The sequence below is a fragment of the Aquimarina sp. MMG016 genome (assembly GCF_018100805.1).
GTDB lineage: Bacteria > Bacteroidota > Bacteroidia > Flavobacteriales > Flavobacteriaceae > Aquimarina.
On record NZ_JAGJEA010000002.1, the window covers coordinates 709,314 to 734,374 of the forward strand.

Consider the following 25,061-nt stretch of genomic DNA (forward strand, 5'->3'; position numbering starts at 1 on the left):
ATGAAAAATAGTTTTATTCTTATTACCATAATTTTGACGTTATTAAGTTGTCAAAAAAATCACACAATAGCAGATTTTCAAATTGGAGCTGCAAAACACATTATTGGCGATCATTATAATGCCGAAATAGAAATCTGTTTGGAAGAGAACCTTGGTTATTCAAACATTTATTTGAAATTATTTTTCACTCTATTAAATGGCGAAAAAATTGAAATGACGAATATGATATATACACATTCCACTAAAGGTTTTAATGTTGACAAAAAATGCTTTGAGTTCGGTACAAGATCTTTTTTTAATAAAAGGCATAAAACTAAAATTGATATAGCAAATATGAAAAAGTTATCAGTTGAAAATATTAAAAAGGTTAAAATTGAGATCTGGGACGAAATTCTAAGCAAAAGACATTCTGTTTCAGTCTTTAAAATCAATTAAGATATCTCTCGTTAATTATCTTAAAAAACTTCCATTGTGGAAAACCACATAGAATTCTTCTCTTAAGAAATTAGGTTTGTGATGTATTAACATATAAACCTAATATCATGGCAAATCCAAAATTTGAGCTCAAAAGAAGTAGCAACGATCAATACTATTTTACTTTACATGCTGGTAATGGTAAAGTAATTGCAACCAGCGAAATGTATACCTCCAAACAAGCATGTGAAAACGGAATAGACTCTGTAAAGACAAATGCTTCTATCGCAGAGGTTGAAGATCTTACGTAAAAAATACTGGAATCCAGCACAAAGCTTGTTATGGGGTAACGGGCTTTAACACTGACCTGTTAGGTTTTTAAAACTTGACAGGTCTTTTTCTTTTGAATAAATCTGTGACTGTGGAAAACCACAAGGAATTGACTATGAAGTAAGGTAAGTTTGATTAATAATCAATAAAATCTATTATGGAATTTAAAGTAGTTCATTTTGAAAGAAGTAAAGACGTGTCAGCGGAATTACAAAATATTATTAATGCTCAACATTCATATGGTTGGGAATATGTTAATCATCAATACAGTGACAAATTAATCCCTGGAAATCAAGGATGTTTTGGTTTAGGAGCTAAACCTGATATGGTTTCTCATGTTGGTCTAGTTATATTTAAAAAACCATAATGAAGTTCCTACTCCTATTTCTCATAAAGTTATACTGGTTTTTTATTCCAAAATCTAAAAGAAGACAATGCATTTTTAGAAAATCCTGTTCAAATTATATATATGAAGAAACATCTAAAAAAGGTTTAATATCAGGACTAAAAGCATTGCGATTTAGGTATCAGAATTGCAGAAGTAGTTACATTCTTATTAATGACCCCTTAAGTGATGAGAAACTTATGTTACTACCTAATCAACAAATCATTGAGGAAAAAGAAATCGATATAAGACTAATTCATAAAAACTAACAAGATGGCAAAGAAAACAGTACCTGTAAAACCACATAGAAGGTCAACCCCTTCTCCTACACCGAGACCCAATCCAAATAAACCAAAACCTGGACCAAAAACAGTTCCTGTAAAACCTCATAGAAGAAAACCTCCTAAATAATAGTTAGAAGTTATGGGCTTTAAATACAACAAAAGAATAAAACTGGGAAAACGATTTGGATTGAATATTAGCAAATCCGGAATTACCCCAAGTTATAGAACTAAGAGAGGTTCCTTAAGCTCTAAAGGATATTCCATTAGAACCGGAATCCCAGGATTGACCTATCGAAAGACCTTCAAAAAATCAAAAGGAAGCGGATGCCTCCTATCATTAATACTATTAATTACTTCAAGTACTTTCATTTTCTTTTTAATTGCCTAATAAATCAAATTATGAAAACAATTAGATACCTAATCCCTATAAAAGTGATATCAACTATATGTGCATGTCTATTGTTTGCAGCTGTATTTAATTTACCAATTGAATATTATACAATATTAAGAATTGTTGTCTTTATAGGATCGTTACTAATAATTGACGCATTAGTAAGAAAAAATATTTGGGTACTTGTTTTTGGTGTCATCGCTATCCTATTCAATCCAATAATTCCAATGTACTTGTACATAAAATCATATTGGATTCCAATAGATATCGCTTCAGGTATACTATTTCTTTTAGTTCTGTTTTTTGATAAACCCAAAAGAGAAACAAAAAAAATAGAAAAAAAACGAAGAGAATTCAGTAGAGACAAAATTTATTAAACTAATTAATTATGCAAAAAATAAACATCACAGCCGAAGTAAAAAGTCATTTTTTAAGACTATATCAAATTGCATTATCTGATGATAATTTTAGCCATTTAGAAATGCAATTATTATACAAGTTTGCCCAAGAAAGAGCCATATCGAAAGCTGAGTTAGATACTATTTTAACAGAATATGCCGGAGAAGTCATTATACCAGAAACTTTGGAAAACAAGATTGAATACCTATATGATTTTGCTTTAATGATTTGGGCTGATGAAGTTGTTAGTAAGGATGAAGAAATAGCACTCAAAAAATACATTAAAAGCTTTGGGTTCCTCGAAAAAAACATAAAAGACTTATCACAGTACTTGTTAGAAAGTGCAAAAGAAGATAAATCTAAAGAAGAAATACTTAATGAACTTAAAGATTGAAGTACTATGGGACTATTGAAAAAACTTACTCAATTAACTTCCCAAAATGGGAAAATGGACATAATTAAACCTGAAACGGCAATTAATGATAAATTGACGTACCACAATGAGGGATACAACACATCCAAAGCTTGTCAAGGCAATTCTCATAATTTGCAAATATCATTAGATACTATATATCAGAAATTTGAAAATAAGTGTAAAATAGACTTTAATGAGCAAGAACGACTTAAACAACCTTATGTCACAGAGCAAAAAGGGAAAAAAACGGCTTTACTAAATAAAACAGAAGAGCTAGAACGAATTGAGAATAATGTTGGTAAAGTTAATATGGACATCGAAAAACTGAATCAGGATTGCAGAAAAGTAAAAATCAAACCAGAAGAATTCTTTGTTGATATCGATAAAAAAGCATCTGCCAAATTCTGGATAGGTATAAGCTTTTTATTACCATTGGCCGCCTATCTATTCGTTTTCTATATTTCAACATCTTTCTCTGCCTTTTTTAGAGAATTTGATCCCGGCATCAGTTTATTTCAAGGGATGTTCGATCCAAAAGCGCTTACAAAAGCTTATGAAGAAGGTGTACTTGAATTATGCTTTGTACTTTTTATTCCTTTCGTGTTTTTTGGTCTTGGCTATTTAATTCATATGTTTCAGGAGAAAAGAGGAATTATCAATAAGTTAAAAATTGCAGCTTTATTTATAATTACATTTTTATTTGATGCCATCATGGCATATCTAATCGATGAGAAATTATATAACTTAAATAAAACATTTGACAGCGAAGATTTTAATGTGTCTATAGCGTTTCAAAGCGTTAGTTTTTGGTTAATCATTTTTGCCGGTTTTGTATCCTATATAGTTTGGGGATTAGTGTTCGATTTTGTAATGAAAGAACATGCAGATCGCGATAAAATCAAATCATTCATAAGAGAGAAAAAGGAAGCCATTTTTGAAAAAGAAAAGATCCTTTCAAAATTAGGAATCAAGACCAAAAAAATTGAAGATGAAATATCTAAAATAAAAATTAGAATATCTGAGCTCCAAAACATTATTGATGGTTGTATACTACCTGTAATGAACTACAAAGCATTATCTACAGAATATCTTCAAGGGTGGCAACAATATATATCTGCAGGATTACCAATCAGTCCGGATGAAAAAAATTCCTTATTGCTAGAATGCAAAAATGTCTATCAAAAACATATTAAAGAATTAGAATTGGATACTGACACCTACCAAAATAAAGTATATACTAAAACATTATAATCATGAGAAAGGTAAATTCAATAATTGCTATCACTATACTTTCTTTATTGTACAGTTGTAAGAGAGACATCAAAGATGAAGCAGAGGTAGTTATGACAACTAAACCAGTCCAAGTTTCCAGCAAGTGCCCTAAATTTATATTAGATCAAAAAGAAAATAATCTAAACATAAGCATTCTATTAGACTTATCGGATAGAATTGAAGAACCCAAAACAAAAGAAAAGGATTCTGCTTATTTATCAAGCTTATCTAAATCATTTGTAGAGCATGTGAAACACAAAAAATTGATTTTGCTTGAAGATCGTATGCAATTGTTCTTCAACCCTGAGCCCTCAGACGAAAAAATAAATCAAATCGCTGAAAAATTAAAAGTGGTTTTTACTAAACAAACTTCCAAAGCAAAAATAGAGGAAACATTATCTCTTTATGCAGATAATCCTTCAGAGCTATACGATTTAGCAAAGTATGATGCCGAAAACTTAGGAGGTTATCCTGGTTCAGATATTTGGCGTTTTTTTAAAGATAATGTCCAAGATTATGCTATTGATGAATGTCACAGAAACATACTTGTTATTCTAACTGATGGCTATATGTTTCACGATAAAACAGTAATGAATGAGAAAAACCGCACATCATATTTAACACCTAAAAGTTTAAGTAAGCTACAATTAAATAAGGCTAGCTGGAATAATGAAATGGAGAAGAAAGATTTAGGATTTATACCAGCTAACAAGGCACTAAATGATTTGGAAGTTCTTGTTATTGGTATCACAAGCCATAATGATGAAAATCCATATGCCCAAGATATTATTGAAGCTTATTGGGAAAAGTGGTTCGATGAAATGGAAATAAAAAAATACAAGATCAAAAATGCTGATATCCCATCCAGTATTGAAAAAGTAATGGCAGATTTTATTTTACTGAACTGATGAAAAAGCTCATATTAATATTCCTACTATTTCTGGCTTATTATCAAATCCATTCGCAAAGCAAGGAAACCGCACTTTATATGCGTAAAGAATTGGTGAAACAACGAGATGATTTAATTAAGAAGGCAGAACGTATACAAAGACGGATCGATTCTATTGATAGAAAATTGGGTAGTAATAAGAGTAGTAAGCAATATTTGACCAAATCGGTCAACTATGATTCTGAGACTAACTACTCTAATTCATTAGAAAGTAATACTACTAGAAAAAAACGATATAAACCAAGAACTACAAAAACATATTATCGGGGTCCGAGAGGTGGTTGTTACTATATCAACTCTAATGGCAACAAAACCTATGTATCCAAAAGTATGTGTAATTAGTCGTATATTTCTAATTAAAAGCACTTTAGATGATTTCAAACTCAATAAAATATCTCCTTGTCTCTCTATTATTTTTGTCGTTCACCAGTGACCAAAAACCTCCATCCAAGTTTTTTGCTAAAGTGATCGGAGTAAAAGATGGAGACACCTTAGAAGTCCTATATGAAAAGGAGCCTATTATAATTAGGTTAGAGCATATAGATTGCCCTGAAAAGAAACAACCTTTTGGGCAAAAAGCCAAACAGTTTACTTCTGATTTTTGTTTTGGTAAAGAAGTAAAAGTTATTAATAAAGGAAAATACGATCGATATCGACGACTTATCGCTACTATTGAATACAAGGGTAAAACATTAAACAAAGAAATAGTGAGTAATGGGTTTGGATTGCATTTTAAGAAATACTCAAAAGATACTACGTATACCCTTTTGGAAGATCAGGCCAGACTCCAAAAAAAAGGCATATGGTCTGATGAAAAGATGATAGCCCCCTGGCTATATCGCAAACGAAAGAAATCAAAGAAAAAAATCAACTAATAGCACTATATGCATATAAAACTACTCAACCATGAAAAAGATACTATCATTCGTTTTCTCTATGTTCTTAGGTTTTTCAGGATTTAGCCAGGAAAAAATCGAGAAAAAAGAAGATCAAAAGTCTAAGAAAACAATTTGTAAAAAAGAAGTATATATCTGTAATAGCACAGCGAGTAAAACATATCATTTAACCAAAAAATGTGGAGCTCTTAAAAAATGTAAGGACTCTATACGACCTATATGCAAAGCTAAGGTTGAAAAGAAATTTGGCAGGCTGCTTTGTAGTTTTGAAAAGAATTGATAAAACATTCTCAACATTGCATTCGCCTCCATATAATGTTTTTCTAGGCTTTAACGATGAACCCCAATCAAAGGTTTTAGTTCTATAGCCAGTAACTTTTCGAATACATTTCTATAGTCAGAAAGATCGCCTGGTAATTCGATAACATTTAACTTCACAGAGTATTTTGCCCAATACCAAAGATGTAATGCACCAGTGCTTCCTTTGTCATAAAACCCTAAATGCTGGAATGTTCTGGAACCAATAGTTGTTAAACCATCCTTTCGGTTTCTATGTTTAACAGTCCCTACATATAAAACTTTACTATCAATGTTTCTTGGTTTACCCTTAGCAGAGAGACTTCTATACTTTTTTTCACCTTTATATTTATTATTCGCTTCCCTAAAGTTATTTAAATCTATTACCATTTGCTTAGCAATTTCTTCATTTTCCGTTTCATACCAATAGAGACAATCTCCTTTATTAATTTTATCTAAATCCTTAAAAAGTTTTCCTAAACATCCTTCTGCCCTTTCTTTTGCAAACCAAGTGTTCTCAGTTATCATAGCTTTCCTAATATCCTCTATTTTAATAGAAAAAGTTTTAATCTCAATAGGTTGTAGATTTGATAACAAGTTATTCGCAGCGGTTTTTAAAATGTCGGACATGTTCTTACTTTGGGTTATTATTTCCCCGAATATAAGAATTAAATTAACAAAACCCTACCGTTCAATAATCGAAAAATTGGGTTTATATCTAATTCTTTTGGAGGCCATTTTATATAACCTTTCTGTAGGATCTTCCGGTATAAAGACAATTTCTGTAGCTCCTTTTCTAGAAATGATATTAATGGTTTGTATGTTCTTTGCCGTAATTTTGGAATCTCTGATCTTATTAGGGTTTTTATAAAAATCAATAGCGTACTTGGGTGATAACCTATACTCCAAGGCATCCTTAAATACGCCACCTAATGGTATCGGCTTATAATTATTATACCTGTTTTCTGAGGTAGAAATGTTTGCTTCTATAAAACACAATTCATTAGGAAGGCTATCAGGGTCAAAATGTAGAATAATATCTTCTTCGTTTTTAGCACTAGGAAAATGAATCCAATGCTCAATAGCATTCAGCCGTCCTATATACACATATTCTACCTGATCTAGTACAATTCTATCTTTGTAGTGTTTGGGATCGTTCAAAAAACCTTCTCCCTCTTTTATATACTTATGAGAAAATGTAGTAAAATACAGTACCAAATCTGAGTTCTGGTGATTAAGGATATATACCTCCTCTACTTTTTTCATGTTAGGGTTATTGGTTTTGTCATAGAAATCCTGCGGGCAGTTACAGAATCTTTCGGTATAATCAATGGTATCGTTTGTCTTTTCACAAATGTTATAGACATAGATATCAAATTCTGACACTTCATAACTTAGAACTTCGGGTACGAATTTTTCTTTATGAAGAGAATACTCCTTTGTAAGGTAATCCTGCTTAATTATAGACAGCCCTGTACGACTACATGATGACAATAATAGCCCTAGAAATATTAAAACAATATATTTTTTCATTGTGGGATGTTTACTTTGTTATATTCAAATCTTCCTCCAAACATGATCCTATACCCTTTATAGTAATCAGGGTGATATGGCACATTGGTTTTAAAGTGCAAATAGTCTTGAAAATCAATACGATTCACATTAAATAGTGAAATATGTCCTCCATACCCACTATTGATATTAGAAACGTTCAATCTCCATCGCTGTTGATTATAGGCAAACTGGTTAGTATCATTGTAATTAAGGTAGTCTATCTGCAATTTATCCGCTACATCGAATGCGTATTTCTGATATCCTGTATATTTATGATAGCTAAGCTCGATTAAATCAACAGCATCTTTAATATTACCGTGATAGCTTATTACTAACCCTCCTGTGTAGTATCGATCTCTATTATCTCCAGCCCATCCCAATACTGGTCCTCCATCATTATAGTAGGAAACTTGTGCGCGCCCTAAAACATTAAGATTAAAAAAACCTACTCTTTGTATTGCTCCTTTTTGTACTCGTATCCAATTAGCACCGTAACTAATGGAGGATTTATAAGGATTTTGTATAGGATTTGCCGTAAACTCAGCAAAATGGTAGAAAGGTACACTTCGCTCTAATGGGCTGAAGTCTTTTTTATCTAACTCCACCGCCACTATGGTACTTGCAAAAACATGAAACTGCGGTATAGCCCCATGTTGGCTCTGATCTGCTCCAATACTGCCTTTATTAAACATCATAATCCCGGTATGCAAAGCAGGAAAAAATCCTATATCTCCCTTGACATCATATCCGATTCCGCCCGTAACACTGAGGCGATATCCGGGCGTATAGAAATTACTTCTTCTGAGTGCAAATTTCTTATAAAATCGATATCCGATTTCTACACTCAACTTAGCTGCGATGCCATATTGAAATTCGGTATCAGAAAATGAAATATCATTTTGAGACTTACCTTGATGGTATGTTATAAAAATACATACAATTAGTAAAATTTGCTTTATCATATTTAATATCTAAGAATACATTACATAACTTTTGTTCATTATACATGCTTTGTTGCTTTCCATCGATCTTATACATAATACCGTGAGCGAAATGTAGACGATTATTTGAGGTAATAGAATTGGCAGCCGTTATTTTGCTTTACTTTTCCAAATGTTCAAAAACGGAATATCCCAAGCAAGTCTTAAGAAAATTCTATGTCCATTTGGGGATATCTCATTTCCATTTTCCAGAGTTACTTGTCTCAATTCAGGAGTATATTGATAACCTAAACCGAGAGTTAAAGGGGAGTTTTTGAATCCGTATGTCAAGGAACCGCCTGGCGAAAAAATCTGACTAAATTCTACATTATCAGGAAGGGTAGATGTATCATCAGATACTCGGAAATTTAACATGGCGCCTAAATCAATTACTTGAGCAAAAATCCCAAAGGAAGCACTATTCTCTTGACCATGTTTTAATTTGAAAGTATATTCAAATCCTATAGGTAGAGTAATTCCAGATACTAAACCAAATTCATCATCCAAGCTTTCTCCACTTATGAAATAACCTGGTTGACCTGTTATTGAAAAGGTTCTAGCATACTCTCGTTTGAGAATGAAGCTAGCGGGAGGAGCAGCATGTTTTTTTATAACTTCCTTCACTTCATCAGAATCTTCACTATCTATTACATCTGTCATAAAAGTGCCGTATTGGTCAATCTTTTGCATCGTTTCTAAGTAGGTAGCATTTGTTCCTAAGAATTCATTCAAAATCAAGGTGAGATAGTGAATGGAGTTGCTGTAATCTTTACTTCTAGCATTATCATATAAGTGTAAAGCATAATTTGAAATTGTTAAGAACTTTGAGATGTCCTCATTATTGTAATTAGCATTTTGAAATACATTAGTTACAATTTTCATATATTCTAAATAGTTATCATTTAGATTATCCTCAGTAAGGTTATTTCTAAATTCTTGCACTTGATTTAAGGATGAAAGTAGTTTTATGTAAGTTTCCTTAATAGACTGGATTTCCGTGGTAGAAAAATCGAAACCTGCCTTAGTTGGATCAAACAATACTTTTTTAAAGAATTTTTTATCTTGTTGATAGATTAATCCTGCAAAATATTTCCATTCTTGAAGAGTATTGATTTTATTAAACTTTTCATGATTCAACCAAACATTTGAAAATTGAGCTGTTTTGACTTTAGATGTATCTAATAGATTTCTTTGAAAAAGATTTACACCATGTATAATCACACCTAATTTTTCATCAAGTTTAGTAGCACCAGATAAATAGCTTTCCTTATAATAAATTTCATCCAAATAATTAAAGAGGTCAACAGGGTGATAATTGTTAATCAGCTTAGAACTTATATCAGCAGATATTTTTAAGGTGCCATAATAAGACTTATTTTTTATATTACTGTTATTAGCTTCATTTAAGAATTTAAGTTTACTTTCTAAAGCATCAGTTTTTTTATGATTCTCTACATGTTTTATAAGGTTATCTATAAGAGCTTTTAAATCTTGATTAAAAATTTCCTTATACTCATCACCTAATTCAGGAAATTTAGATGGATTGGTATTTTTAAGTTTCTCGAAGGTATTCGGAAATAAAACTTGTAGTTCACCTATTTGACCAATTGTGCTTTCAAAGGTTTGCATATAAGTGAGTAATTGAGCCTTTTTGAATTCCTCAGCATAATATTTTGTCAAACCATCTAGTATTTTTGTTTGATCTTCTGCACTTAATGAGAAGTCACCCGAAATAGCATTTGCTATAATTCCTAATGCACCTCCTCCTGCAAACCCCATACCATCAGTAAATTCAAAAGCTTTATTGTATTTATTAATCGCACTCCTAACTAAAGAAACATCAAAATAAGTGCTAAAATCTTTAAAGGGGTTTGTTAAAAAATCTTTTGCATAATCAATTTGTATTATTTCTTCATCGGTAAGAAAAATTCCTTGACCATTTGCATTTTTAACCTCATCAAGACCATCTGCGCTAATGGTTTTTAAAAATAGAGCATCATAATATGCGTTTTGGGCTATAACAAATTGAATTGTTAGGATAGCGATAATAGAGAGTATTAGTTTTTTCATGTTAGTTAATTTTAGTTCCTAATTTTATTGGTGTTCCTAATTGATTCATAGAATATATAATGCCATTTTCGACCTTGTATGTAGATGCTTCAAATTTTAATAATTCAAATTCTGCATTTGAGTAAGGTATAGTAATTCTACCTACCTTTTCATTAGTAGCAAGGTCGAAAACTTCGTTGTTATTATTTATTATTAGGATTTTGCCTAAAAAGCTATAAGCAGGAAGCGTAAATTTGGTTTCAAAACTTAGTATTCCATCTTTTTCAAAATCTTTTTTATTGAAATCTTTAAAGTCTTTGTTAAGCTTATCCACCTCTTGAAAGGCATAAAGAATTTCATTCTTTTGAATTAAACTGTCTCTTTTGATAAGTGTGGAATCTTTAAAAACTCTAATACTAGCATCAATATAACCTGCTTCAATTTCTTTTATCCGAATTGATTTTTTTGGATGGGTATTAGTATCTGTTTCATTTCCAAAATGCTGCATAGCAGCAATACTTTGTTCTAAAGTTGCTCCAATCAACCTCATTTGAAAACCAGAATATCTATCTGCTTCCAATTCATGAACTTTGGATTCCCATCTGGACTTTAATGGATGCCTATAAAAATGATGAGCAAATTCATGAAAACAAATACTTTTTATAGGGAGATGTGATTTTGTAACAGAAATAACAGAATCAAAAAACACCTCATTGTATAAGAAAAATCTTCTTTTACAATTTTTTGAAATTACAGCATAAGCTCCGTATCGAGGCACCTTTCTAACTTCTATATCTGAGTTTGGTAAACCTACTAGGCTTAAAGAATTTTGAATTATGGTGTCATAATTAGTTTTTACTTTGTCTACCTCTTGGTCCTTTTTTAACTCAGTATCATTGTAACTACTATAATTTTCAATTTCTATTATTTCTTTTTTAGGCTCTTGTCCATTACAGGAAATTATATAAATGGGCAATATAAATTTTAAAATATATTTCATTTTAATTGTAGTTAGGATTATTTTTCATCTTAGTTTGTTTTAATTGCTGCCAACGTATTTCTTTTATAACCTTATATAAAAACCCCATACCCAAGAATTTCCTCGGATATGGGGTTGTTAAGATTTTACGTTGCTTCTAAGTTAACAAAAAATGTTAAATGGGGAAAATATTTGTTAACATAAAATATCTAAACAGAAACACACCCCTTTTTATAACCCTAAATATATTGCTTGAAATCACATCAGAAAATACCCATTAGGGGGTATAAATACAAAAACACCCCCGGTAGTTGCGTCCAACTATCGGGGGTGTTGTATTACAATACTCTTATTCTTGTGGTGCTATTTCCTCGATGTGCAGGATCTGGTCTTTTTTGTTAAAGGTATAGTTCCATATCACCTTATCGGGTTCTTGATCAGAGACATGGTTACGCCCTCTGATGTGCAGCTTTACTGTAAACCGATTGGGATCAGTAGGGGTAATCGACTGTACTTCTAATTCGGGGTAGTCTTTGCTTTGTTTTAAGGTATCATACCACTCGCTAAAATCTGTACGAGACATCGCATTACCGGATAGACGTGCTGTATCTTCTTCAAAAAAACTTAACAATTCCGGTAATCGGGCGTCATAATCACTATCTGCTTCATCTCTTAATATTTCCAGAAATGTTTGTAGCATGGCATACTGCCTGTGATATGACTTTGGGGTGGTTTCCTGAGCTTGTTCAGGAACGGTATAGTCTGTATCATTATTAGCAATATCACATCGGGTAAAGGCAGGTACAAAATCCGGACTATAGTCCCAGTAAGGTTGGTTACAGAGTCTGGGAGCACTATTGTTTTCTATGATACAATCAAAAAATTGTACTGCGGCTGCCTCGGTATGGATCAGTGCATCTCCCCAATCATGATTGCCATAGATATGGGTGTCATAAAACCGGATTTGATGGGCATTTATGGCATATACCGCATGGAATACATTGTTAAAAATCTGAGAGTCCTCTACACTAATATCTTTTGAGCCTATGATATTCATACCGATACCACCACTACCATTAAATGCACAGGATCGGATATGGATTCGGTCTGAGAACATTATCGATACTACAGAGCCGTTACAAGTTTCATTGGTATGAAAGACCGACAAGTTTTCGAGCCGTATAGTACTACAATGATCAAAGATAAGAATGTCATCAAAATCATTATCAGAAATTAGATCAACCGGGCGTTCTGCTCTTATGGTTAAGTCCTCATACCCATATAGCACAAATCCTTCTGAGGAAACAAAACAGCTTTTGGGGGTTGGTTGATAGTCGAAAGCAACCTGGCCTCCCAGGAGTTTTTCTAGTTTTTCTGTAGTAAGGTCTATGGTATCGCTTTGTATAATAATCTCTGTATTATCATTAAGAGCCTTAATAAATTCTTCTGTGCTGGACACCGTAATCGTATTTTTGGTTTGTGCCCCTATAGCCAAAATGTTACACACACTAAAAAACCATATATAATAAATTCTCATTGCTATTGTCATCCAATATTTGGTATATAAAGGCCTCCAGCCCTATTGCTCTGGCTAATATACAATACTTACTATAAAAAGCCTGGTGGTTGGGTATAGCCATCAGGGCTGTCGTTTTCTCCAGATTTCAGGAAGAAATGTGTTATATACATCTTCTTTATATAAAAACGTGTAGCAAACCCACCGTCTTTAGCACTTTTAACAAAGCGCGAAAGCCACCTCCCTTTGCCAAAGGGAGGTGCTGTTTTTTTCTGATTAGTATAATCGTTTGGATGTAACCCGGTTTATATCTTTAATATCTTACATTTTATATGTACTTTTCTATCTTTATACTATATATGCATGTAAGAATCCCTAAAATCATTATTTTTCTTTGCCTCTTATTTTGTTGCCATCTTGTGCCAGCTCAAGAAACAGAAGGTTATTGGGTAACTGCTCCTAATGGATTATCCGTAAGAACCGAACCTGATCCCAATAGTAAAAGAATTGGCAAACTTCCTTATCGAACGAAGGTGACTGTAAGGAAAAAGACAGCTATTACTTATGAAGTCGATGAACAGGGATATCCCATTCATGGAGAATGGTACGAGATCGAGAATGATTCTGTATCAACTGATCCATCATATGTGTTTGGTGGATATTTGGCTACTAAAAAAGAAATAAAAAACTCTTATAAAAACCTTGGTTCTGTTAACAAAATGTTTGATCGATTTTATGGAGTGTACCAATTTAATAAGGATATTAATGGTATTGTGCTTCTTAATGTAGATGAGTTTTTAGATTATTCCAAAATAAATCTTGATGATTTTTTCTACAATGGGAAAACAACTAAAGAACAGCCATATTATCAAAATACGTTTGTTCGATTATTTAAGAACCAAAAAGTCACCAAAGCTTTTAACCATCTTATTCATGATTATTTTTATGTGTATTGTGAAAAAGGAAGGGTCAAAATGAAAGCTACTAACGTATTATTTCATATTACAGAATGTGGTGAAAGTTTTGTAGTATTAACATTAGATAATGATGTATTACAAAAGTATGGAAAGCCAATTTTTGCCTCTAAAATTAATTTGGATTTAGACTACAAATCATATCCTAAAGAAACCGCTCATTACAACTATCAATATAATATCAGGCATTTATGGGCTGATTGTATATTTGCTGGTGATAGTGGACATATTAAGTTATTTGCTAAATATGGCACATATTATTTTGGGTACAGAAATGATAATGACATTTCGGTTATTGATAAAGAACCTTATCGCCAGATTATTCATTTTGATGAAGATCAGGTAAAAATCGACTTTTCAAGTTTTCTTGATTTGTTTGGGTGCCCCTGTTTGTAATCTAGATTCCAGAAGGTCATCTTAATTCTAATATTACTTTAATGAATTCTCCTTTATCTACAATTTCATTCCTGTTATAATCCTGAAAAACAATTAGATATATTGTCTTTATTGAAGTTTCTTTTAGAGTAACGTCTAATCTACCATCATCAATAAAAAGTCTATCAATATCCCATTTGATCTTATGCACCCCATCCGGTAGTTTTTGCATTAACATTGCTCTATAGAAATTACTATTATTATAAAAAATGTAATTATGGGCAATGTGATCAATATGCAAATGATGTTTACTTTTGGAGGCTAAAGAAGTACCTATAGCAAAATATTGTATTTCTTCTATTGAAGTATCTGCTTGGGTTTGACCAAACAAGTCACGATCAACAAAAGCCGCTACTTTAACACCATAATGATTTTTTGATTCCGGTTCGTTAGGTGGTGTATAAAATAAAAATGAAAAACTATTCTTTTCTAGTTGGACGGTATTGTCAACATCAGTATTTAAAACAGTCCTATTGCCAAATTGATTGATTTCAGGTTTGTACCTTTCTAAATTATATCTCTTGTGTTTATTATCTGTGAGTTCTCCAATATCGGTTTCTTCTACTTTTTTTGGTTCTTCTACCTTTTCGCTTATAACCTCCAGGTTAACAATACTCTTCCTGTTCTTTTTTTCATCCGTATTGCAGGAGAAGAAAAACAAACCAATCATTGAGAAAAGTAGTAGCTGCTTCATCTTTATTTTTTTAGATACCATTTGTCTTTTCCTTTTTTCCTAAATGTAGGTTCGCCGGTATGAATTCCATATTTATCATAAAACAGGTAAATATAAGGGTCCTTATTGGGTATGGAATCCAGGTCTTTATCTTTTCTTACCCTATGATATATTGCTTCCCATTCCTTTTCGGAATAATCGAACCATGTTTTGGCATATTTAAGATGAATAACTTGTTCGCCAGCTCCTAAATCAAAATGCGGAGCATATTCGTATGGAAACCTATAAAAGCCAAAGATGCATTTTTTTAAGTTCTCTTTACCATATCCCTTCCAGGTACCAACGAAACCTTTTATCGCTCCTTCCTCAACATCAGCACCAAGATTAAAAGAAATTTTTTGGCTATCCATTCTTTGTGTAGGAAACAACACTAACTTAAGTCCTCCCTTAAAAATACCTGAACCCTTTTGTGATCTATCTTCTTTTAAATTATATGTACCAATAACCACAATTCTCTGATACTCCACCTCTTTATTTTTATTATAGATTACGGCTTTATTCAATGTAATCTTTCCTGAAAAGTTACAGATAGTACCTTTTAGGTTTGATTTCCCTTTTACTTCATATTCTCTAGGATTTTTAGAACGATTCACTTCTGAAAAGAAAATCTCTATTTTCTCATTTCTAATCCCAAAGATACCATTCATTGGCAACGATAATTGCTGATCATATGATGGATAATCATATTGTAGTATGGAACTAAAGTCATAATCTTCTAGAAGAAATGACGAAATCTCTTTTACGGAATCATTCCCATCCACATACTCATGTTCTATTGCAGCCCATTCTTTACTAAAGTCTATTTGAGCATATGCACATTCAAAAAAGAAGAGGAATGCTATTGTTAATTTCATAAAAACCGATACCAATGTATGTCTAATATATATTACTCTACTTGCATCCATTTATAAGTTCCTTTATTCCAATAAATATAACCACCACCGCAAGATTCTAGGTTATGAACAAAAAACGCATCTGTTAGCAATTTGTGTTTTTTATGCTCCGGTGGATCTTCCATGAGAAAATCATCTTTTTCATCATCCCAATTAGACCAGATTTTGGTACCCTTAGACACCTTTTCAAAATATCCTACCCAATTATAATTAGAATCCCCAAATGGATCGTCTTTACTTCCTAAAACAATAATTTTAGGAGAATCTGCCTGATGTATGATGGCTATTTTACCATCCGGGAGTTCATTTTCTGAATTATTATTTTTATCCCTAATAAGGATTGCGTGATCTTCTACTTGATCCCCATTAAAATCTCCTTTTAGATAAAAAGGATTATTATCGGTTCGTAAATTATAAGTCTCAGTGAGATCATGTGCTTCTAATATTTGAGTTACCGTGGTAACAAACTTTTCATGATCTTTTAAATATCCATTAAAAACATAACTACTGCCCTCTTCTACTATTGAAAATGGAAATGCAAGCTTAATCTCTACCCATTCACCTTTTATTTCTTTTCCATCATCTTTGATGCTTAGTTCTATTCCTGTTTTATGAATCACTTCGACCTGGGTGCCAAAGGGTAATTTTTCAATGCGTTTACCAGTAGTCGCAGGTTGATCACGTATTACTAAGCCATTGGTTGCAGTAACGTAATAGTATTCCTGACAACATAAATTCAATACATTGAAAAAAAATAGTATTGAAAGCAGCCCCATTAATTGATGGGTTTTCATTTGTTTTCTTATCATAATTAAATTAAAATGGTAAAGAATATTAAATTAATCATAGCGACGAGCCTGAATCCAATTACGAACCATGGTATCTGACAGTAATTTACCAATCACTCTATACTTAGAATATTTCAAAGGGTTTTCTGAATCTAAAGGCTCTGACATCACTCCAATCTCGGGTTGGTAATAGCTGGCATGGATAAATCGTATCTTTTGGTTGTCTACACTAATAAAACCAGTGTGGTCATCTAAGCCAACCAGGTATAATCCATCACCGCTAGTCCGGAGAAACTCTTGTATTGTAGTAAGTGGTGCATTGGTAAAACGTTTTACCTGTGGGTGAGCTAGTTTTTTAATGAACATTTCTGAAGCAGATTGTGCCCATTTGTACCTGGGGATATTAAATCCGACATCTTGTAATGTAGTGGTTACAAAATAACCACAGGCAATTTTACCTTCTCCTGGAGTTTTGGTATGCCCATTAAAATCCCAGGGGGTTCCGTACCAAAATGGAAAAACATCATTCACAAGGGATTGAAAAATATATGTTCTGGTGGTTGCAATTATAGCGTTTTTTCCAGCTGCATCTGCCGCATCATATAAGTTTTTGATCTTATCTCTTTCTTGAGATATGTCCTGAATAGTAGCTGTATAGTCTTTATGTTGGGCATAGCTTTGAATAGCTATTAAAACCATAGCAATACATAAGATGTTCTTCATAAGTGATCCTAAAAATGGCAAGTTAACGTATCTTTTTTAATTGGGGAGAAACAAAGATTATTCCTTTTTTACCAAATGCAAATATTTTTGATCAGCACATTCTTTAAATACGGTAAATGGATTCATTGCGTTTCCATAATTCTGTATTATAATTTCATTTCCATCATAAGCTCCTTGGACTTCAACTTTAGGATCATCTGTAAGTAATCCTTTAAAGGTAATACTACCATCTTTAACTAAAAAGGTTCCTGAATGCTCTCGTTTATTCGTTTTCATATGATATCGATCGCCTTCTAATACGATTTGTAACCCACAAACAGATTCGGTTTCTAGGGTATATACTTTTTTGGAGATTTCATACTTGCCCTTCTTATATTTCAGGGTTTGTTGTGATTTTTGGGTGGTTTCCTTTTCATCACAGTCATCTTCTCCTTTCGCAAAGGTTTCCATAGTGGTCGTGTCAATACGAACCTGAATATCATAAAATCCCTCGGTCTGATTAGAATCCATAATCAGAGTTTTATGAACACTAATAAACTCACCGGTACATCTCATATCCCATTCTCCCCAATAAGAATGTATCTCAAAAGAATCCAGCACTTTTACTAACTTATGTTCATCGGGCATAAAAAGAGAAATACTTCCAGAATTATATGGGTTTGGGTTGGAAGCACCTATATAAAAGAGTTCGACTCCAAAAGCTCTCTTGCCTTCTGCTACTTTATAATTGGCAGTGTCAATAGAAATTTCCTCTATACGTATAGCATCAGAATACCAGCTTTCACTTTCGTAAAATTGTTGCTTAATACTAGCTGTTTCTGAATCTACGACCAAAACATAACTGTGTAACGAAAAAGAATATCCATCATCTTCTACACTAGCAATGGTAGGGATGATCACAACCGTACTTGTTATATCATAAGGCAATACTTTCTGGACAATAAATTCTTCATAAACTGCTACGGGTTGGATGTCTAACTGTTCTAGTATTTTGGCTATAAACGGAGCGGGTTTAAAAGCTTCACTTTTTAACGTTATGGATTGCTCTTTTTCCTCTTCTTTTAAGTATAGTTCTTCGACCTGTTCGGTAGCGTTTTCTGCCTTTGGAGGGGTTTCTTTGACAGTATGCTTAGCTGGAACTTCTGTATAGACTTTTGTTTCTATTGAAGTGGATCTCTTTTCTTGGTTAGGATTGCAGGAATAAAGACAAATTACGAATATATATAATGCCGTTTTTTTTATAATAAATTGATGTTTAAAATTTGTAATAGTTTCTGTTCTCAAAAGGAAAATGACATGGTTTTACTATAGTTTACATTTTTTCAACATAACCATTAAAACAAAATCTATTTCCCCATACTCTCTATTACATGTTTTGGAAAATTTTCTATTATTTCTCTCTGGTTGTAAAAAAAACAGCCTTAAGCGAATCTACATACTTTTTAGGTAGATCCATATGAATTAATCTTTCCTCATCTAATTTAAGATTTTCTATATAAATAGTTTCACCATCTGTATATAATTCATATTCAAAAGTTTCTTTTTCATTTTTTAAATACATCAATTCAAATTTTGATGGATCTATACTTTCTATACGATTTGCTTGATAGTAAACTTCGTTTTTATCGTTTATCATATAGTCATTATGCTTTCCAAAGAAGTTAATATCCGAACTGTTTAAACAGTAAAATGGAAAGGGATGAGGCCTTGTAACATAAATATAGACGTGATTTTTATCTCTATAATAATTACCTCCTTTATTTACTTTTACAAAAGATTTTGTATCAATGACTTCTTTTATTTTTCTCTCTTCTTCTAAAGTAGCCATATACACTCTGTCTATGTAAATAGAATCTTTTACTTTACTTATATCTTTTGAAGGATGTAATAAAGGATAATTCTTTACTTTAACATATATACTACCGTTACTATCCCCATACAAATAGTCTTTAACCTTATTGTATTCATCTTGAGCACGAGAAGTAAAAAAGAATAGCCCTAAAATTACTAATACTATTTTCTTTATAGTTTCCATAAAATGGTTTTTGTTGAATACCATTTTTTGTGTTTGTTATTATTGTTCAACTTTTTTACTCCTTAGGTAGAATATTCAACTCTTAAGATAACATCATTACCTTGTTGTTTTAATTTAATTGTGGTAACACCACCATCAAACATAAACTCACAATTTATTCTTGAAATCGTATTATCATCTCTTTTAATAATAGTTTGAGTGTAATAAGGTATTTCATTTTCTTCTTTGTAATTCTCTAATTTCCTTTTCTCTAAAATTATTACATCGGTACCAAACTCATATCCTTTAATCAATGTGAATACTTCACGCAAATTCACATTTTTAATAGTATAAACTTCATTAAGAAAATGGTTTTCATCATATACTTCCTCATAAATGCAAGCAATATTTTTAGATTTTAAGAATAGACAAAAAGAATCTTCCTTTAACTCTTCTCCTGGTGTTTCTTCTTTTGCTTGTCCATTAGTAACCCTATTTTTTCCGGTTCTTTATAGTTTACATTTTGCTCTGATGATGGTTTTGATTTAACCTTGTCGATATGTCCTTTACAAGTAAGAAAAGAAAAAAAACCAGCAATATTAATATATAATTTTTCATTATAAGTCTTTATTAAAACTATTTTTAAATGCTTTTTTAATATATCAATATATCTAATGAGTCAAATATTCACTGATTAACACAACCACCAGTAAAGCTCAAACTTCTCTAATTTTTTATTTTTATCAAAATAAAACATCCAGCTATTTTCAGTTACATCTGTATTAAAGCTTACATAACAAATATATCCCTTACCTTCATTTGTATAATCTGAAATTTCTGAGTTAGGAAATAAACTCTTGAATTTTTCAATTTCTGTATCTTTAGTAAAGGTTATCTCTTTATCATCAATTTTAAATTCTAACTTATTATTAAGGATAAAAGGTGCTCTCAACAAAACAACTTTCTTTTCGTTAGTGACATACTCTTCTTCTTCCTTATATACATGTTCAAATTTTTCTCCTTCCCAATTAAAAGGATTTCCACACTCCCATTCAACAATTCGTATACTATCATTTTCTTTTGTTATTTGGGAATAATCTAAAAACAAAGATTTAGTATTGAATTTCACTTTTTCAAGTGGTAAAGTGTCAATACGTTTTTTATTTGTACCCTTTTGTTTTTTAACCTTTTCAATAATTAAAGAAGGATTTGCTTTGGAGGTTTCACCTACACTAATTTTACAAGAAGTAAAAATCAATATTAGAACAATACTAATTCTTAAACAAATCTTTTCCATCATAACTTTCTTCTTCATCTACCATCCATTGATCTAGATTTTTCCATTCGCCACTACAGAACAAATCACTATACTTCTCGGATACAATTTTATTTTCTATATCTAAAAACATGCAATTGTATTTTTCAACTTCTTCTACTGAATTTCCATCTGACAATATACCTCTTTCAATAGCATGAAGTAGTAAATATTTTTGGTTTGGAGAAAAATCAGAAATACGATTTCTCTCAAAACATATCTCTTTCGGTGTTTCAATTTCGGTTAGAACTTTGTTTTGTAAGTTTTTAATTTGAATGCTCTTCCAACAGTCATCTTTTCTATCAATAAAAGAAATAGAAAGATTCTTTAGTTGAAAAACTAAAGTGTCATTTCTAACTATTGATTTAATGGTATCTAAAACTACTTTATTTTGTACGCTATCAATAACTGTTTCAACAGAAAAAACTTCACTTTTATGAACTGCACTATCTTTTTTTTCTTTTTTACAAGAAAAAGCAATTAATAGTAATATTATTATACATCTCATAATTCTGTTTTTAAATGTTCATACCTTCCAGGAGCGACACTTACACCATCCCTTTTAGACATCCGTCTATTAACCCCATAATCTTCCAGAATAATAGTTTCATAATCTGAATGATTCTCACCCCATTCATTCGGGTTTCTAGAAATTTTAGCTTTATGATCTTTCTTATCCTTATCCTTATTGTATTCGTCCACTTCTTCATCCTTAGTGGCAAAAAAGTTGTCTAATGCTTCGGCTAAATCTGGTTTTACATATGCTGGTCGATTTATATGATGATCAAGTGCTACTGCTTTACCCAGTTTAGACTTCAAGTAACTCTTTATTTCATAGGAATAACCACTTGGCTTAAATTTCACGACTTTATTCAAACGTTTTTTTGCATCAATTACCTGTAAGCTTTGAAAATCTGGATCTTTCATGGCTTTAACAATTGGTTCTAATATTTTACATTTTAGTTTGCTCTCATATGATGTACTATCAAAACCCTCTCTAATTTTAGTCTTCAATGTACTACCAGTAAGCTTTGTAGACGAAGAATCTGAGGGGTCTTTATAACTCAGCGTATTATTATCTAATATCCAACCACAATCCTCAAAAAATTCCTTGTATTTATCTGGAAAATCATTCTTGAACTTTGTAACCTGTTTTGGAAATTCTCCTTTACCAGATGAATTAACTGTCTTCTGTACGGAACCAGCGGAAAATATTTCACTGTCATATGATTGAACAGAATCCAATTTACCTTCATTTTTAGTAACTGCAATAATAATTTCCTTTTCTTCACTACTAACTTTATTTTGAGTTACTAAATTGTTCCAGCCAGAATATGCATCAATTTTTGTTGTTCCAAAATAAACAGGTCCATACTGACTACCATATTTGACACATTTAAATTTAAGATTTAAACTCTTACCACAATCACAAGCTTTTTCAATTTCAAACCATTTTCCATCGATATCCAACCAATAATTGGGAGTAGTTTTATGATCAGGTTTTCCTTCATCATTAGGATTACGACCATGATAAGTAATGTAAAAATCGTTATCCGAATGTCCATCAACTAAAATATAAAACTTACTCTTTTTATCTTTTAATTTATCTAAATCTTCATTCCATTTTTTGGTTGTATCATCATCTACTGGATTTAATATAACCTTCGCAATTGCCCAATCCTTATAATCATCCTTATTTAGCACATTTTCATCATCTTTAAAATAATTACCAACTTTGGATTTTATTATAGCTACATTTTTTTCGTCTTGTTGAACTATAAGTTCCTTATCTAGCTCTACAATCCCTTTTTCTAAGCCTTGTTTTATGTTCATTTTTAAATCAAGGTCCTGGGCATTTTCCGTTTCTACCAAAATATACACTTCATCCCCAACCTTAGCACCATTTATCTTTTCAAAACTTATATTATCTCCTTTTTTAGTGGCTGCACTTAATATTAGTTCTTGACCTATAGTAATTAAAGTACTAGAAAGACCATTATCCGCTTTTATTTTTGCCACAGTAGTATTATGCTCAGAAGCAATTTCCCCTAGTGTGTCACCAGATACCACTGTATAGGTTGATTCTTCTCCTTCGTATACTGCTTCATCTTTTCTTATAGCAAAATAAGCATCTTTAATTAACTTACGTTCCACTTCTATTGCAGGGATAGATAAACTATTAGCGGAATTATTGCTTTGTGATATAATTGGCATTAGCTAATTTTTTGTTTGATTACTTTTAATTCTATACTAATTTGATCAGAACGCACTGAAATATCTTCTAATATATCATTCTCGATCAGTTCTTCATTATATAAGAAATCATAATTATTATCTGACAAATCAATAGATATCATTTCTCCAACCATATCTTTAGTTTCAACCTGAAGTATTATATTACCCTCAGTAACCTTTTTTACTTCATTTCCATTACTATCTATAAAAGCTGCACTTACAATCTCCGGTTCCTTCTCCTCCCGCTCCGTCACTGGCGCAGCGGCTACAAAAGGATTATTGGGATTCCAGGCTTTTTCAAAAATCTGATCGCGTACCCGCTGGATACCTGGCGATAAAGTAAGGTGCATCTTTAAAGGAGCATTGCCCTGTGCGCTAAATTTTTCTTCTAGAAGTACACAATAACAATTAGCAAACTCATAATCAAAAAGTTTTCTAAATCCATCGCGATGATAAAAACGGATATGTCCACGATAGGTTTGCTGATCGGTAAACATCCAATCATAAAACAACTCATCATTCTTAGTAGACTCAATCACAAAATGAATCTGACCGCCTTGTACATTAGTTTTAGGTCGACCATTGATATCGATTAATTGTTTGTATAAAAAAGTACTGTCCAGAACATTTCGTTCTTCCCCATTGATAAACAGTTTTGCCTGAAAGGCCATAGGCTCGTAGGTTTTTCGTTTTCAGCTAGTGAAAATAGTAAAATATATGTTTGCAGGACTATAGCTATGGTGTTTTTCGATAAAAAATATAATTTCCCCTACCAAAGGGAAGAACTAATTGCCAAAAAACACCCCCGATAGTTGCGTCCAGCTACCGGGGGTGTCTTCTTCTTCCGCTTTCAGGAAGAAAGGCATGATGTCATTAAAAATTTAATCTGTTCCGCTATTAGGATGCAGTTGCGGAGGACTGCCCATCAGTAGTACTATCGGTACTTTGATCATTTTGATCTGTTTGGTTTTCAACACTTGTATCTGTTGTCTGGATTGCAGTACTATTAAAACGTTCTTTTAATCGGGTATACAATGCTTCGGCACCTGCTACTCCACTATTGGCTGCCACACCAAACATCTTATACGCCAATAACGAAGTGGTAAAAGCCTCGGATCCGGCAAGCATACGAGTGTCGCTTACTTTTCGGGATAATTCTTCTACATCCAAAGCAAGAGACTTTAACTCATTAAAAAGAGCATAGTCCTTCTCTACTTCTTCTACACTAATAAAATTAGGTAGAATGTCTCCGTTCTTACGCATACTATCTAATGCATCTTCTACAAAAACCTTGTTGCTTCGATTGATTTTAGGTAAGGTAACACGCTCGTTTTTAGTCAATCCTGTTAAAAATGGTAACAGTGTATTGATTTCCTCAATTCTGTTTTTCACTTCTGTGATCACTTGTGGATCTACCGTAACCGATAATCGGTTGTTCTCTACATTTTTCATACTTTTTGTTTTAGGTTCAACAATTTATTGAGCCTTGTATAGCTCAATAACCTTACCAATAATTCTATATTTTAACATATTTACTAATAATTTTTAGTTAATTTTTAATTATAACTGATTTATTTTTAAACAATTACCCGTTGACTCAACAATAATGTATTACAGAAATTACAGATATGACAGACTGACAAGAACATCGTTTTTAGGTTTTAGGGAGCTCAATTACGCTTTCTCATGAAAGGAATACGTTTTCATGAAATAATTTTACGCTTACTCACTGGATGGCTACTGACAGCTGTAATGTATTGATGGTAAACGTACTGGCGTTTTGGCAGGGAGTTATGAATTATGAATTAGGAATTAGGAATTAGGAATTAGGAATTAGGAAT

At 32.0% G+C, this 25,061-nt stretch carries 33 protein-coding genes; 15 read left to right on the plus strand and 18 right to left on the minus strand.

Going from position 1 to position 25,061, the window contains the following annotated elements:
• From J8M14_RS06015 to J8M14_RS06075, 13 genes are all read left to right on the plus strand, one after another.
• Nucleotides 1-435 carry a hypothetical protein gene (locus J8M14_RS06015; RefSeq protein WP_211073676.1) on the plus strand — a complete coding sequence of 145 codons (435 nt, stop codon included), beginning with the start codon at nucleotides 1-3 and terminating at the stop codon, nucleotides 433-435.
• A 107-nt stretch (nucleotides 436-542) separates the two neighbouring features.
• Complete coding sequence (locus J8M14_RS06020; protein WP_211073677.1) at nucleotides 543-725, plus strand: YegP family protein; 183 nt, start codon at nucleotides 543-545, stop codon at nucleotides 723-725.
• A 176-nt stretch (nucleotides 726-901) separates the two neighbouring features.
• Nucleotides 902-1,111 (plus strand): hypothetical protein, encoded by a 210-nt coding sequence (locus J8M14_RS06025; RefSeq protein WP_211073678.1) that lies wholly within the window; start codon nucleotides 902-904, stop codon nucleotides 1,109-1,111.
• Nucleotides 1,111-1,398: a membrane protein insertion efficiency factor YidD gene (gene yidD / locus J8M14_RS06030; protein ID WP_211073679.1), complete on the plus strand. Its 288-nt coding sequence runs from the start codon at nucleotides 1,111-1,113 to the stop codon at nucleotides 1,396-1,398. The genes J8M14_RS06025 and yidD overlap by 1 nt, the downstream gene beginning before the upstream one ends.
• A 4-nt stretch (nucleotides 1,399-1,402) precedes the next feature.
• Nucleotides 1,403-1,540 (plus strand): hypothetical protein, encoded by a 138-nt coding sequence (locus tag J8M14_RS06035; protein ID WP_211073680.1) that lies wholly within the window; start codon nucleotides 1,403-1,405, stop codon nucleotides 1,538-1,540.
• Nucleotides 1,541-1,552: 12 nt separating this feature from the next.
• On the plus strand, nucleotides 1,553-1,801 hold the full coding sequence (locus tag J8M14_RS06040) for a DUF4236 domain-containing protein (protein ID WP_211073681.1): 249 nt from the start codon (nucleotides 1,553-1,555) through the stop codon (nucleotides 1,799-1,801).
• A gap of 11 nt (nucleotides 1,802-1,812) precedes the next feature.
• Nucleotides 1,813-2,181 carry a DUF6804 family protein gene (locus J8M14_RS06045; RefSeq protein WP_211073682.1) on the plus strand — a complete coding sequence of 123 codons (369 nt, stop codon included), beginning with the start codon at nucleotides 1,813-1,815 and terminating at the stop codon, nucleotides 2,179-2,181.
• Nucleotides 2,182-2,192: 11 nt separating this feature from the next.
• Complete coding sequence (locus J8M14_RS06050) at nucleotides 2,193-2,597, plus strand: hypothetical protein (RefSeq protein ID WP_211073683.1); 405 nt, start codon at nucleotides 2,193-2,195, stop codon at nucleotides 2,595-2,597.
• Between the two features lie 54 nt (nucleotides 2,598-2,651).
• A complete protein-coding gene (locus tag J8M14_RS06055) occupies nucleotides 2,652-3,869 on the plus strand; it encodes a hypothetical protein (RefSeq protein ID WP_211073684.1) in 1,218 nt (405 codons plus the stop codon).
• A gap of 2 nt (nucleotides 3,870-3,871) precedes the next feature.
• A complete protein-coding gene (locus J8M14_RS06060; RefSeq protein WP_211073685.1) occupies nucleotides 3,872-4,798 on the plus strand; it encodes a hypothetical protein in 927 nt (308 codons plus the stop codon).
• Nucleotides 4,798-5,181: a hypothetical protein gene (locus J8M14_RS06065; RefSeq protein ID WP_211073686.1), complete on the plus strand. Its 384-nt coding sequence runs from the start codon at nucleotides 4,798-4,800 to the stop codon at nucleotides 5,179-5,181. Before J8M14_RS06060 ends, J8M14_RS06065 begins: the two co-directional genes overlap by 1 nt.
• A 29-nt stretch (nucleotides 5,182-5,210) precedes the next feature.
• Nucleotides 5,211-5,714: a thermonuclease family protein gene (locus J8M14_RS06070; protein WP_247672558.1), complete on the plus strand. Its 504-nt coding sequence runs from the start codon at nucleotides 5,211-5,213 to the stop codon at nucleotides 5,712-5,714.
• A 31-nt stretch (nucleotides 5,715-5,745) separates the two neighbouring features.
• Nucleotides 5,746-6,015: a hypothetical protein gene (locus tag J8M14_RS06075; RefSeq protein ID WP_211073687.1), complete on the plus strand. Its 270-nt coding sequence runs from the start codon at nucleotides 5,746-5,748 to the stop codon at nucleotides 6,013-6,015.
• A gap of 50 nt (nucleotides 6,016-6,065) precedes the next feature.
• Here the strand turns inward: J8M14_RS06075 and J8M14_RS06080 are convergent, their stop codons facing one another.
• From J8M14_RS06080 to J8M14_RS06105, 6 genes are all read right to left on the minus strand, one after another.
• Nucleotides 6,066-6,662 carry a hypothetical protein gene (locus J8M14_RS06080; protein WP_211073688.1) on the minus strand — a complete coding sequence of 199 codons (597 nt, stop codon included), beginning with the start codon at nucleotides 6,660-6,662 and terminating at the stop codon, nucleotides 6,066-6,068.
• A gap of 54 nt (nucleotides 6,663-6,716) precedes the next feature.
• On the minus strand, nucleotides 6,717-7,565 hold the full coding sequence (locus tag J8M14_RS06085; RefSeq protein ID WP_211073689.1) for a hypothetical protein: 849 nt from the start codon (nucleotides 7,563-7,565) through the stop codon (nucleotides 6,717-6,719).
• Nucleotides 7,562-8,548 (minus strand): hypothetical protein, encoded by a 987-nt coding sequence (locus J8M14_RS06090; RefSeq protein ID WP_211073690.1) that lies wholly within the window; start codon nucleotides 8,546-8,548, stop codon nucleotides 7,562-7,564. Before J8M14_RS06090 ends, J8M14_RS06085 begins: the two co-directional genes overlap by 4 nt.
• A 129-nt stretch (nucleotides 8,549-8,677) precedes the next feature.
• Nucleotides 8,678-10,636 (minus strand): hypothetical protein, encoded by a 1,959-nt coding sequence (locus J8M14_RS06095; RefSeq protein ID WP_211073691.1) that lies wholly within the window; start codon nucleotides 10,634-10,636, stop codon nucleotides 8,678-8,680.
• A 1-nt stretch (nucleotide 10,637) separates the two neighbouring features.
• Nucleotides 10,638-11,615 carry a hypothetical protein gene (locus J8M14_RS06100; RefSeq protein WP_211073692.1) on the minus strand — a complete coding sequence of 326 codons (978 nt, stop codon included), beginning with the start codon at nucleotides 11,613-11,615 and terminating at the stop codon, nucleotides 10,638-10,640.
• Between the two features lie 328 nt (nucleotides 11,616-11,943).
• The gene (locus J8M14_RS06105) at nucleotides 11,944-13,143 is read right to left on the minus strand and encodes a right-handed parallel beta-helix repeat-containing protein (protein ID WP_211073693.1); all 1,200 of its coding nucleotides are present in this window, start codon (nucleotides 13,141-13,143) and stop codon (nucleotides 11,944-11,946) included.
• A gap of 386 nt (nucleotides 13,144-13,529) precedes the next feature.
• Between J8M14_RS06105 and J8M14_RS06110 the strand changes: the two genes are divergently transcribed.
• The gene (locus tag J8M14_RS06110; RefSeq protein WP_211073694.1) at nucleotides 13,530-14,480 is read left to right on the plus strand and encodes an SH3 domain-containing protein; all 951 of its coding nucleotides are present in this window, start codon (nucleotides 13,530-13,532) and stop codon (nucleotides 14,478-14,480) included.
• A gap of 16 nt (nucleotides 14,481-14,496) precedes the next feature.
• On the opposite strand, the gene J8M14_RS06115 is transcribed toward J8M14_RS06110, so the two are convergent.
• From J8M14_RS06115 to J8M14_RS06145, 7 genes are all read right to left on the minus strand, one after another.
• The gene (locus J8M14_RS06115) at nucleotides 14,497-15,213 is read right to left on the minus strand and encodes a hypothetical protein (RefSeq protein ID WP_211073695.1); all 717 of its coding nucleotides are present in this window, start codon (nucleotides 15,211-15,213) and stop codon (nucleotides 14,497-14,499) included.
• Nucleotides 15,214-15,215: 2 nt separating this feature from the next.
• On the minus strand, nucleotides 15,216-16,106 hold the full coding sequence (locus tag J8M14_RS06120) for a hypothetical protein (RefSeq protein WP_211073696.1): 891 nt from the start codon (nucleotides 16,104-16,106) through the stop codon (nucleotides 15,216-15,218).
• A gap of 32 nt (nucleotides 16,107-16,138) precedes the next feature.
• Nucleotides 16,139-16,939 (minus strand): SH3 domain-containing protein, encoded by an 801-nt coding sequence (locus tag J8M14_RS06125; RefSeq protein ID WP_211073697.1) that lies wholly within the window; start codon nucleotides 16,937-16,939, stop codon nucleotides 16,139-16,141.
• 45 nt (nucleotides 16,940-16,984) lie between these two features.
• A complete protein-coding gene (locus J8M14_RS06130; protein WP_211073698.1) occupies nucleotides 16,985-17,656 on the minus strand; it encodes a hypothetical protein in 672 nt (223 codons plus the stop codon).
• A gap of 57 nt (nucleotides 17,657-17,713) precedes the next feature.
• Nucleotides 17,714-18,940: a hypothetical protein gene (locus J8M14_RS06135; RefSeq protein WP_211073699.1), complete on the minus strand. Its 1,227-nt coding sequence runs from the start codon at nucleotides 18,938-18,940 to the stop codon at nucleotides 17,714-17,716.
• 106 nt (nucleotides 18,941-19,046) lie between these two features.
• Nucleotides 19,047-19,691 carry a DKNYY domain-containing protein gene (locus tag J8M14_RS06140; protein ID WP_211073700.1) on the minus strand — a complete coding sequence of 215 codons (645 nt, stop codon included), beginning with the start codon at nucleotides 19,689-19,691 and terminating at the stop codon, nucleotides 19,047-19,049.
• Nucleotides 19,692-19,753: 62 nt separating this feature from the next.
• Nucleotides 19,754-20,002 carry a hypothetical protein gene (locus J8M14_RS06145; RefSeq protein ID WP_211073701.1) on the minus strand — a complete coding sequence of 83 codons (249 nt, stop codon included), beginning with the start codon at nucleotides 20,000-20,002 and terminating at the stop codon, nucleotides 19,754-19,756.
• Between the two features lie 64 nt (nucleotides 20,003-20,066).
• Here J8M14_RS06145 and J8M14_RS06150 point away from each other — a divergent pair, with 64 nt between their 5' ends.
• The gene (locus J8M14_RS06150) at nucleotides 20,067-20,219 is read left to right on the plus strand and encodes a hypothetical protein (protein WP_211073702.1); all 153 of its coding nucleotides are present in this window, start codon (nucleotides 20,067-20,069) and stop codon (nucleotides 20,217-20,219) included.
• A gap of 145 nt (nucleotides 20,220-20,364) precedes the next feature.
• Here J8M14_RS06150 and J8M14_RS06155 read toward each other — a convergent pair whose 3' ends face one another.
• The 5 genes from J8M14_RS06155 to J8M14_RS06175 all read right to left on the minus strand — a co-directional run bounded on the left by J8M14_RS06155 (nucleotide 20,365) and on the right by J8M14_RS06175 (nucleotide 24,672).
• Nucleotides 20,365-20,985, minus strand: a complete 621-nt coding sequence (locus J8M14_RS06155; RefSeq protein ID WP_211073703.1) for a hypothetical protein — start codon at nucleotides 20,983-20,985, stop codon at nucleotides 20,365-20,367.
• Nucleotides 20,942-21,493 carry a hypothetical protein gene (locus J8M14_RS06160; protein WP_211073704.1) on the minus strand — a complete coding sequence of 184 codons (552 nt, stop codon included), beginning with the start codon at nucleotides 21,491-21,493 and terminating at the stop codon, nucleotides 20,942-20,944. Before J8M14_RS06160 ends, J8M14_RS06155 begins: the two co-directional genes overlap by 44 nt.
• Complete coding sequence (locus J8M14_RS06165) at nucleotides 21,490-23,199, minus strand: LysM peptidoglycan-binding domain-containing protein (RefSeq protein WP_211073705.1); 1,710 nt, start codon at nucleotides 23,197-23,199, stop codon at nucleotides 21,490-21,492. The genes J8M14_RS06160 and J8M14_RS06165 overlap by 4 nt, the downstream gene beginning before the upstream one ends.
• Nucleotides 23,199-23,891, minus strand: a complete 693-nt coding sequence (tssD, locus tag J8M14_RS06170) for a type VI secretion system tube protein TssD (protein ID WP_211073706.1) — start codon at nucleotides 23,889-23,891, stop codon at nucleotides 23,199-23,201. The genes J8M14_RS06165 and tssD overlap by 1 nt, the downstream gene beginning before the upstream one ends.
• Nucleotides 23,892-24,117: 226 nt before the next feature.
• The gene (locus J8M14_RS06175; RefSeq protein ID WP_211073707.1) at nucleotides 24,118-24,672 is read right to left on the minus strand and encodes a hypothetical protein; all 555 of its coding nucleotides are present in this window, start codon (nucleotides 24,670-24,672) and stop codon (nucleotides 24,118-24,120) included.
• Between the last annotated feature and the right edge of the window lie 389 nt (nucleotides 24,673-25,061).

What these genes read in the sequence shown, in the direction of transcription:
- J8M14_RS06175 (WP_211073707.1), bottom strand. Translation starts at nt 24,672, where the DNA reads ATGAAAAATGTAGAGAACAACCGATTATCGGTTACGGTAGATCCACAA.
- J8M14_RS06080 (WP_211073688.1), bottom strand. Translation starts at nt 6,662, where the DNA reads ATGTCCGACATTTTAAAAACCGCTGCGAATAACTTGTTATCAAATCTA.
- yidD (WP_211073679.1), top strand. Translation starts at nt 1,111, where the DNA reads ATGAAGTTCCTACTCCTATTTCTCATAAAGTTATACTGGTTTTTTATT.
- J8M14_RS06125 (WP_211073697.1), bottom strand. Translation starts at nt 16,939, where the DNA reads ATGAAAACCCATCAATTAATGGGGCTGCTTTCAATACTATTTTTTTTC.
- J8M14_RS06150 (WP_211073702.1), top strand. Translation starts at nt 20,067, where the DNA reads ATGCAAGCAATATTTTTAGATTTTAAGAATAGACAAAAAGAATCTTCC.
- J8M14_RS06105 (WP_211073693.1), bottom strand. Translation starts at nt 13,143, where the DNA reads ATGACAATAGCAATGAGAATTTATTATATATGGTTTTTTAGTGTGTGT.
- J8M14_RS06025 (WP_211073678.1), top strand. Translation starts at nt 902, where the DNA reads ATGGAATTTAAAGTAGTTCATTTTGAAAGAAGTAAAGACGTGTCAGCG.
- J8M14_RS06065 (WP_211073686.1), top strand. Translation starts at nt 4,798, where the DNA reads ATGAAAAAGCTCATATTAATATTCCTACTATTTCTGGCTTATTATCAA.
- J8M14_RS06140 (WP_211073700.1), bottom strand. Translation starts at nt 19,691, where the DNA reads ATGGAAACTATAAAGAAAATAGTATTAGTAATTTTAGGGCTATTCTTT.
- tssD (WP_211073706.1), bottom strand. Translation starts at nt 23,891, where the DNA reads ATGGCCTTTCAGGCAAAACTGTTTATCAATGGGGAAGAACGAAATGTT.
- J8M14_RS06160 (WP_211073704.1), bottom strand. Translation starts at nt 21,493, where the DNA reads ATGAGATGTATAATAATATTACTATTAATTGCTTTTTCTTGTAAAAAA.
- J8M14_RS06100 (WP_211073692.1), bottom strand. Translation starts at nt 11,615, where the DNA reads ATGAAATATATTTTAAAATTTATATTGCCCATTTATATAATTTCCTGT.
- J8M14_RS06060 (WP_211073685.1), top strand. Translation starts at nt 3,872, where the DNA reads ATGAGAAAGGTAAATTCAATAATTGCTATCACTATACTTTCTTTATTG.
- J8M14_RS06155 (WP_211073703.1), bottom strand. Translation starts at nt 20,985, where the DNA reads ATGAAGAAGAAAGTTATGATGGAAAAGATTTGTTTAAGAATTAGTATT.
- J8M14_RS06095 (WP_211073691.1), bottom strand. Translation starts at nt 10,636, where the DNA reads ATGAAAAAACTAATACTCTCTATTATCGCTATCCTAACAATTCAATTT.
- J8M14_RS06130 (WP_211073698.1), bottom strand. Translation starts at nt 17,656, where the DNA reads ATGAAGAACATCTTATGTATTGCTATGGTTTTAATAGCTATTCAAAGC.
- J8M14_RS06115 (WP_211073695.1), bottom strand. Translation starts at nt 15,213, where the DNA reads ATGAAGCAGCTACTACTTTTCTCAATGATTGGTTTGTTTTTCTTCTCC.
- J8M14_RS06045 (WP_211073682.1), top strand. Translation starts at nt 1,813, where the DNA reads ATGAAAACAATTAGATACCTAATCCCTATAAAAGTGATATCAACTATA.
- J8M14_RS06165 (WP_211073705.1), bottom strand. Translation starts at nt 23,199, where the DNA reads ATGCCAATTATATCACAAAGCAATAATTCCGCTAATAGTTTATCTATC.
- J8M14_RS06020 (WP_211073677.1), top strand. Translation starts at nt 543, where the DNA reads ATGGCAAATCCAAAATTTGAGCTCAAAAGAAGTAGCAACGATCAATAC.
- J8M14_RS06050 (WP_211073683.1), top strand. Translation starts at nt 2,193, where the DNA reads ATGCAAAAAATAAACATCACAGCCGAAGTAAAAAGTCATTTTTTAAGA.
- J8M14_RS06090 (WP_211073690.1), bottom strand. Translation starts at nt 8,548, where the DNA reads ATGATAAAGCAAATTTTACTAATTGTATGTATTTTTATAACATACCAT.
- J8M14_RS06070 (WP_247672558.1), top strand. Translation starts at nt 5,211, where the DNA reads ATGATTTCAAACTCAATAAAATATCTCCTTGTCTCTCTATTATTTTTG.
- J8M14_RS06015 (WP_211073676.1), top strand. Translation starts at nt 1, where the DNA reads ATGAAAAATAGTTTTATTCTTATTACCATAATTTTGACGTTATTAAGT.
- J8M14_RS06120 (WP_211073696.1), bottom strand. Translation starts at nt 16,106, where the DNA reads ATGAAATTAACAATAGCATTCCTCTTCTTTTTTGAATGTGCATATGCT.
- J8M14_RS06040 (WP_211073681.1), top strand. Translation starts at nt 1,553, where the DNA reads ATGGGCTTTAAATACAACAAAAGAATAAAACTGGGAAAACGATTTGGA.
- J8M14_RS06075 (WP_211073687.1), top strand. Translation starts at nt 5,746, where the DNA reads ATGAAAAAGATACTATCATTCGTTTTCTCTATGTTCTTAGGTTTTTCA.
- J8M14_RS06055 (WP_211073684.1), top strand. Translation starts at nt 2,652, where the DNA reads ATGGACATAATTAAACCTGAAACGGCAATTAATGATAAATTGACGTAC.
- J8M14_RS06085 (WP_211073689.1), bottom strand. Translation starts at nt 7,565, where the DNA reads ATGAAAAAATATATTGTTTTAATATTTCTAGGGCTATTATTGTCATCA.
- J8M14_RS06035 (WP_211073680.1), top strand. Translation starts at nt 1,403, where the DNA reads ATGGCAAAGAAAACAGTACCTGTAAAACCACATAGAAGGTCAACCCCT.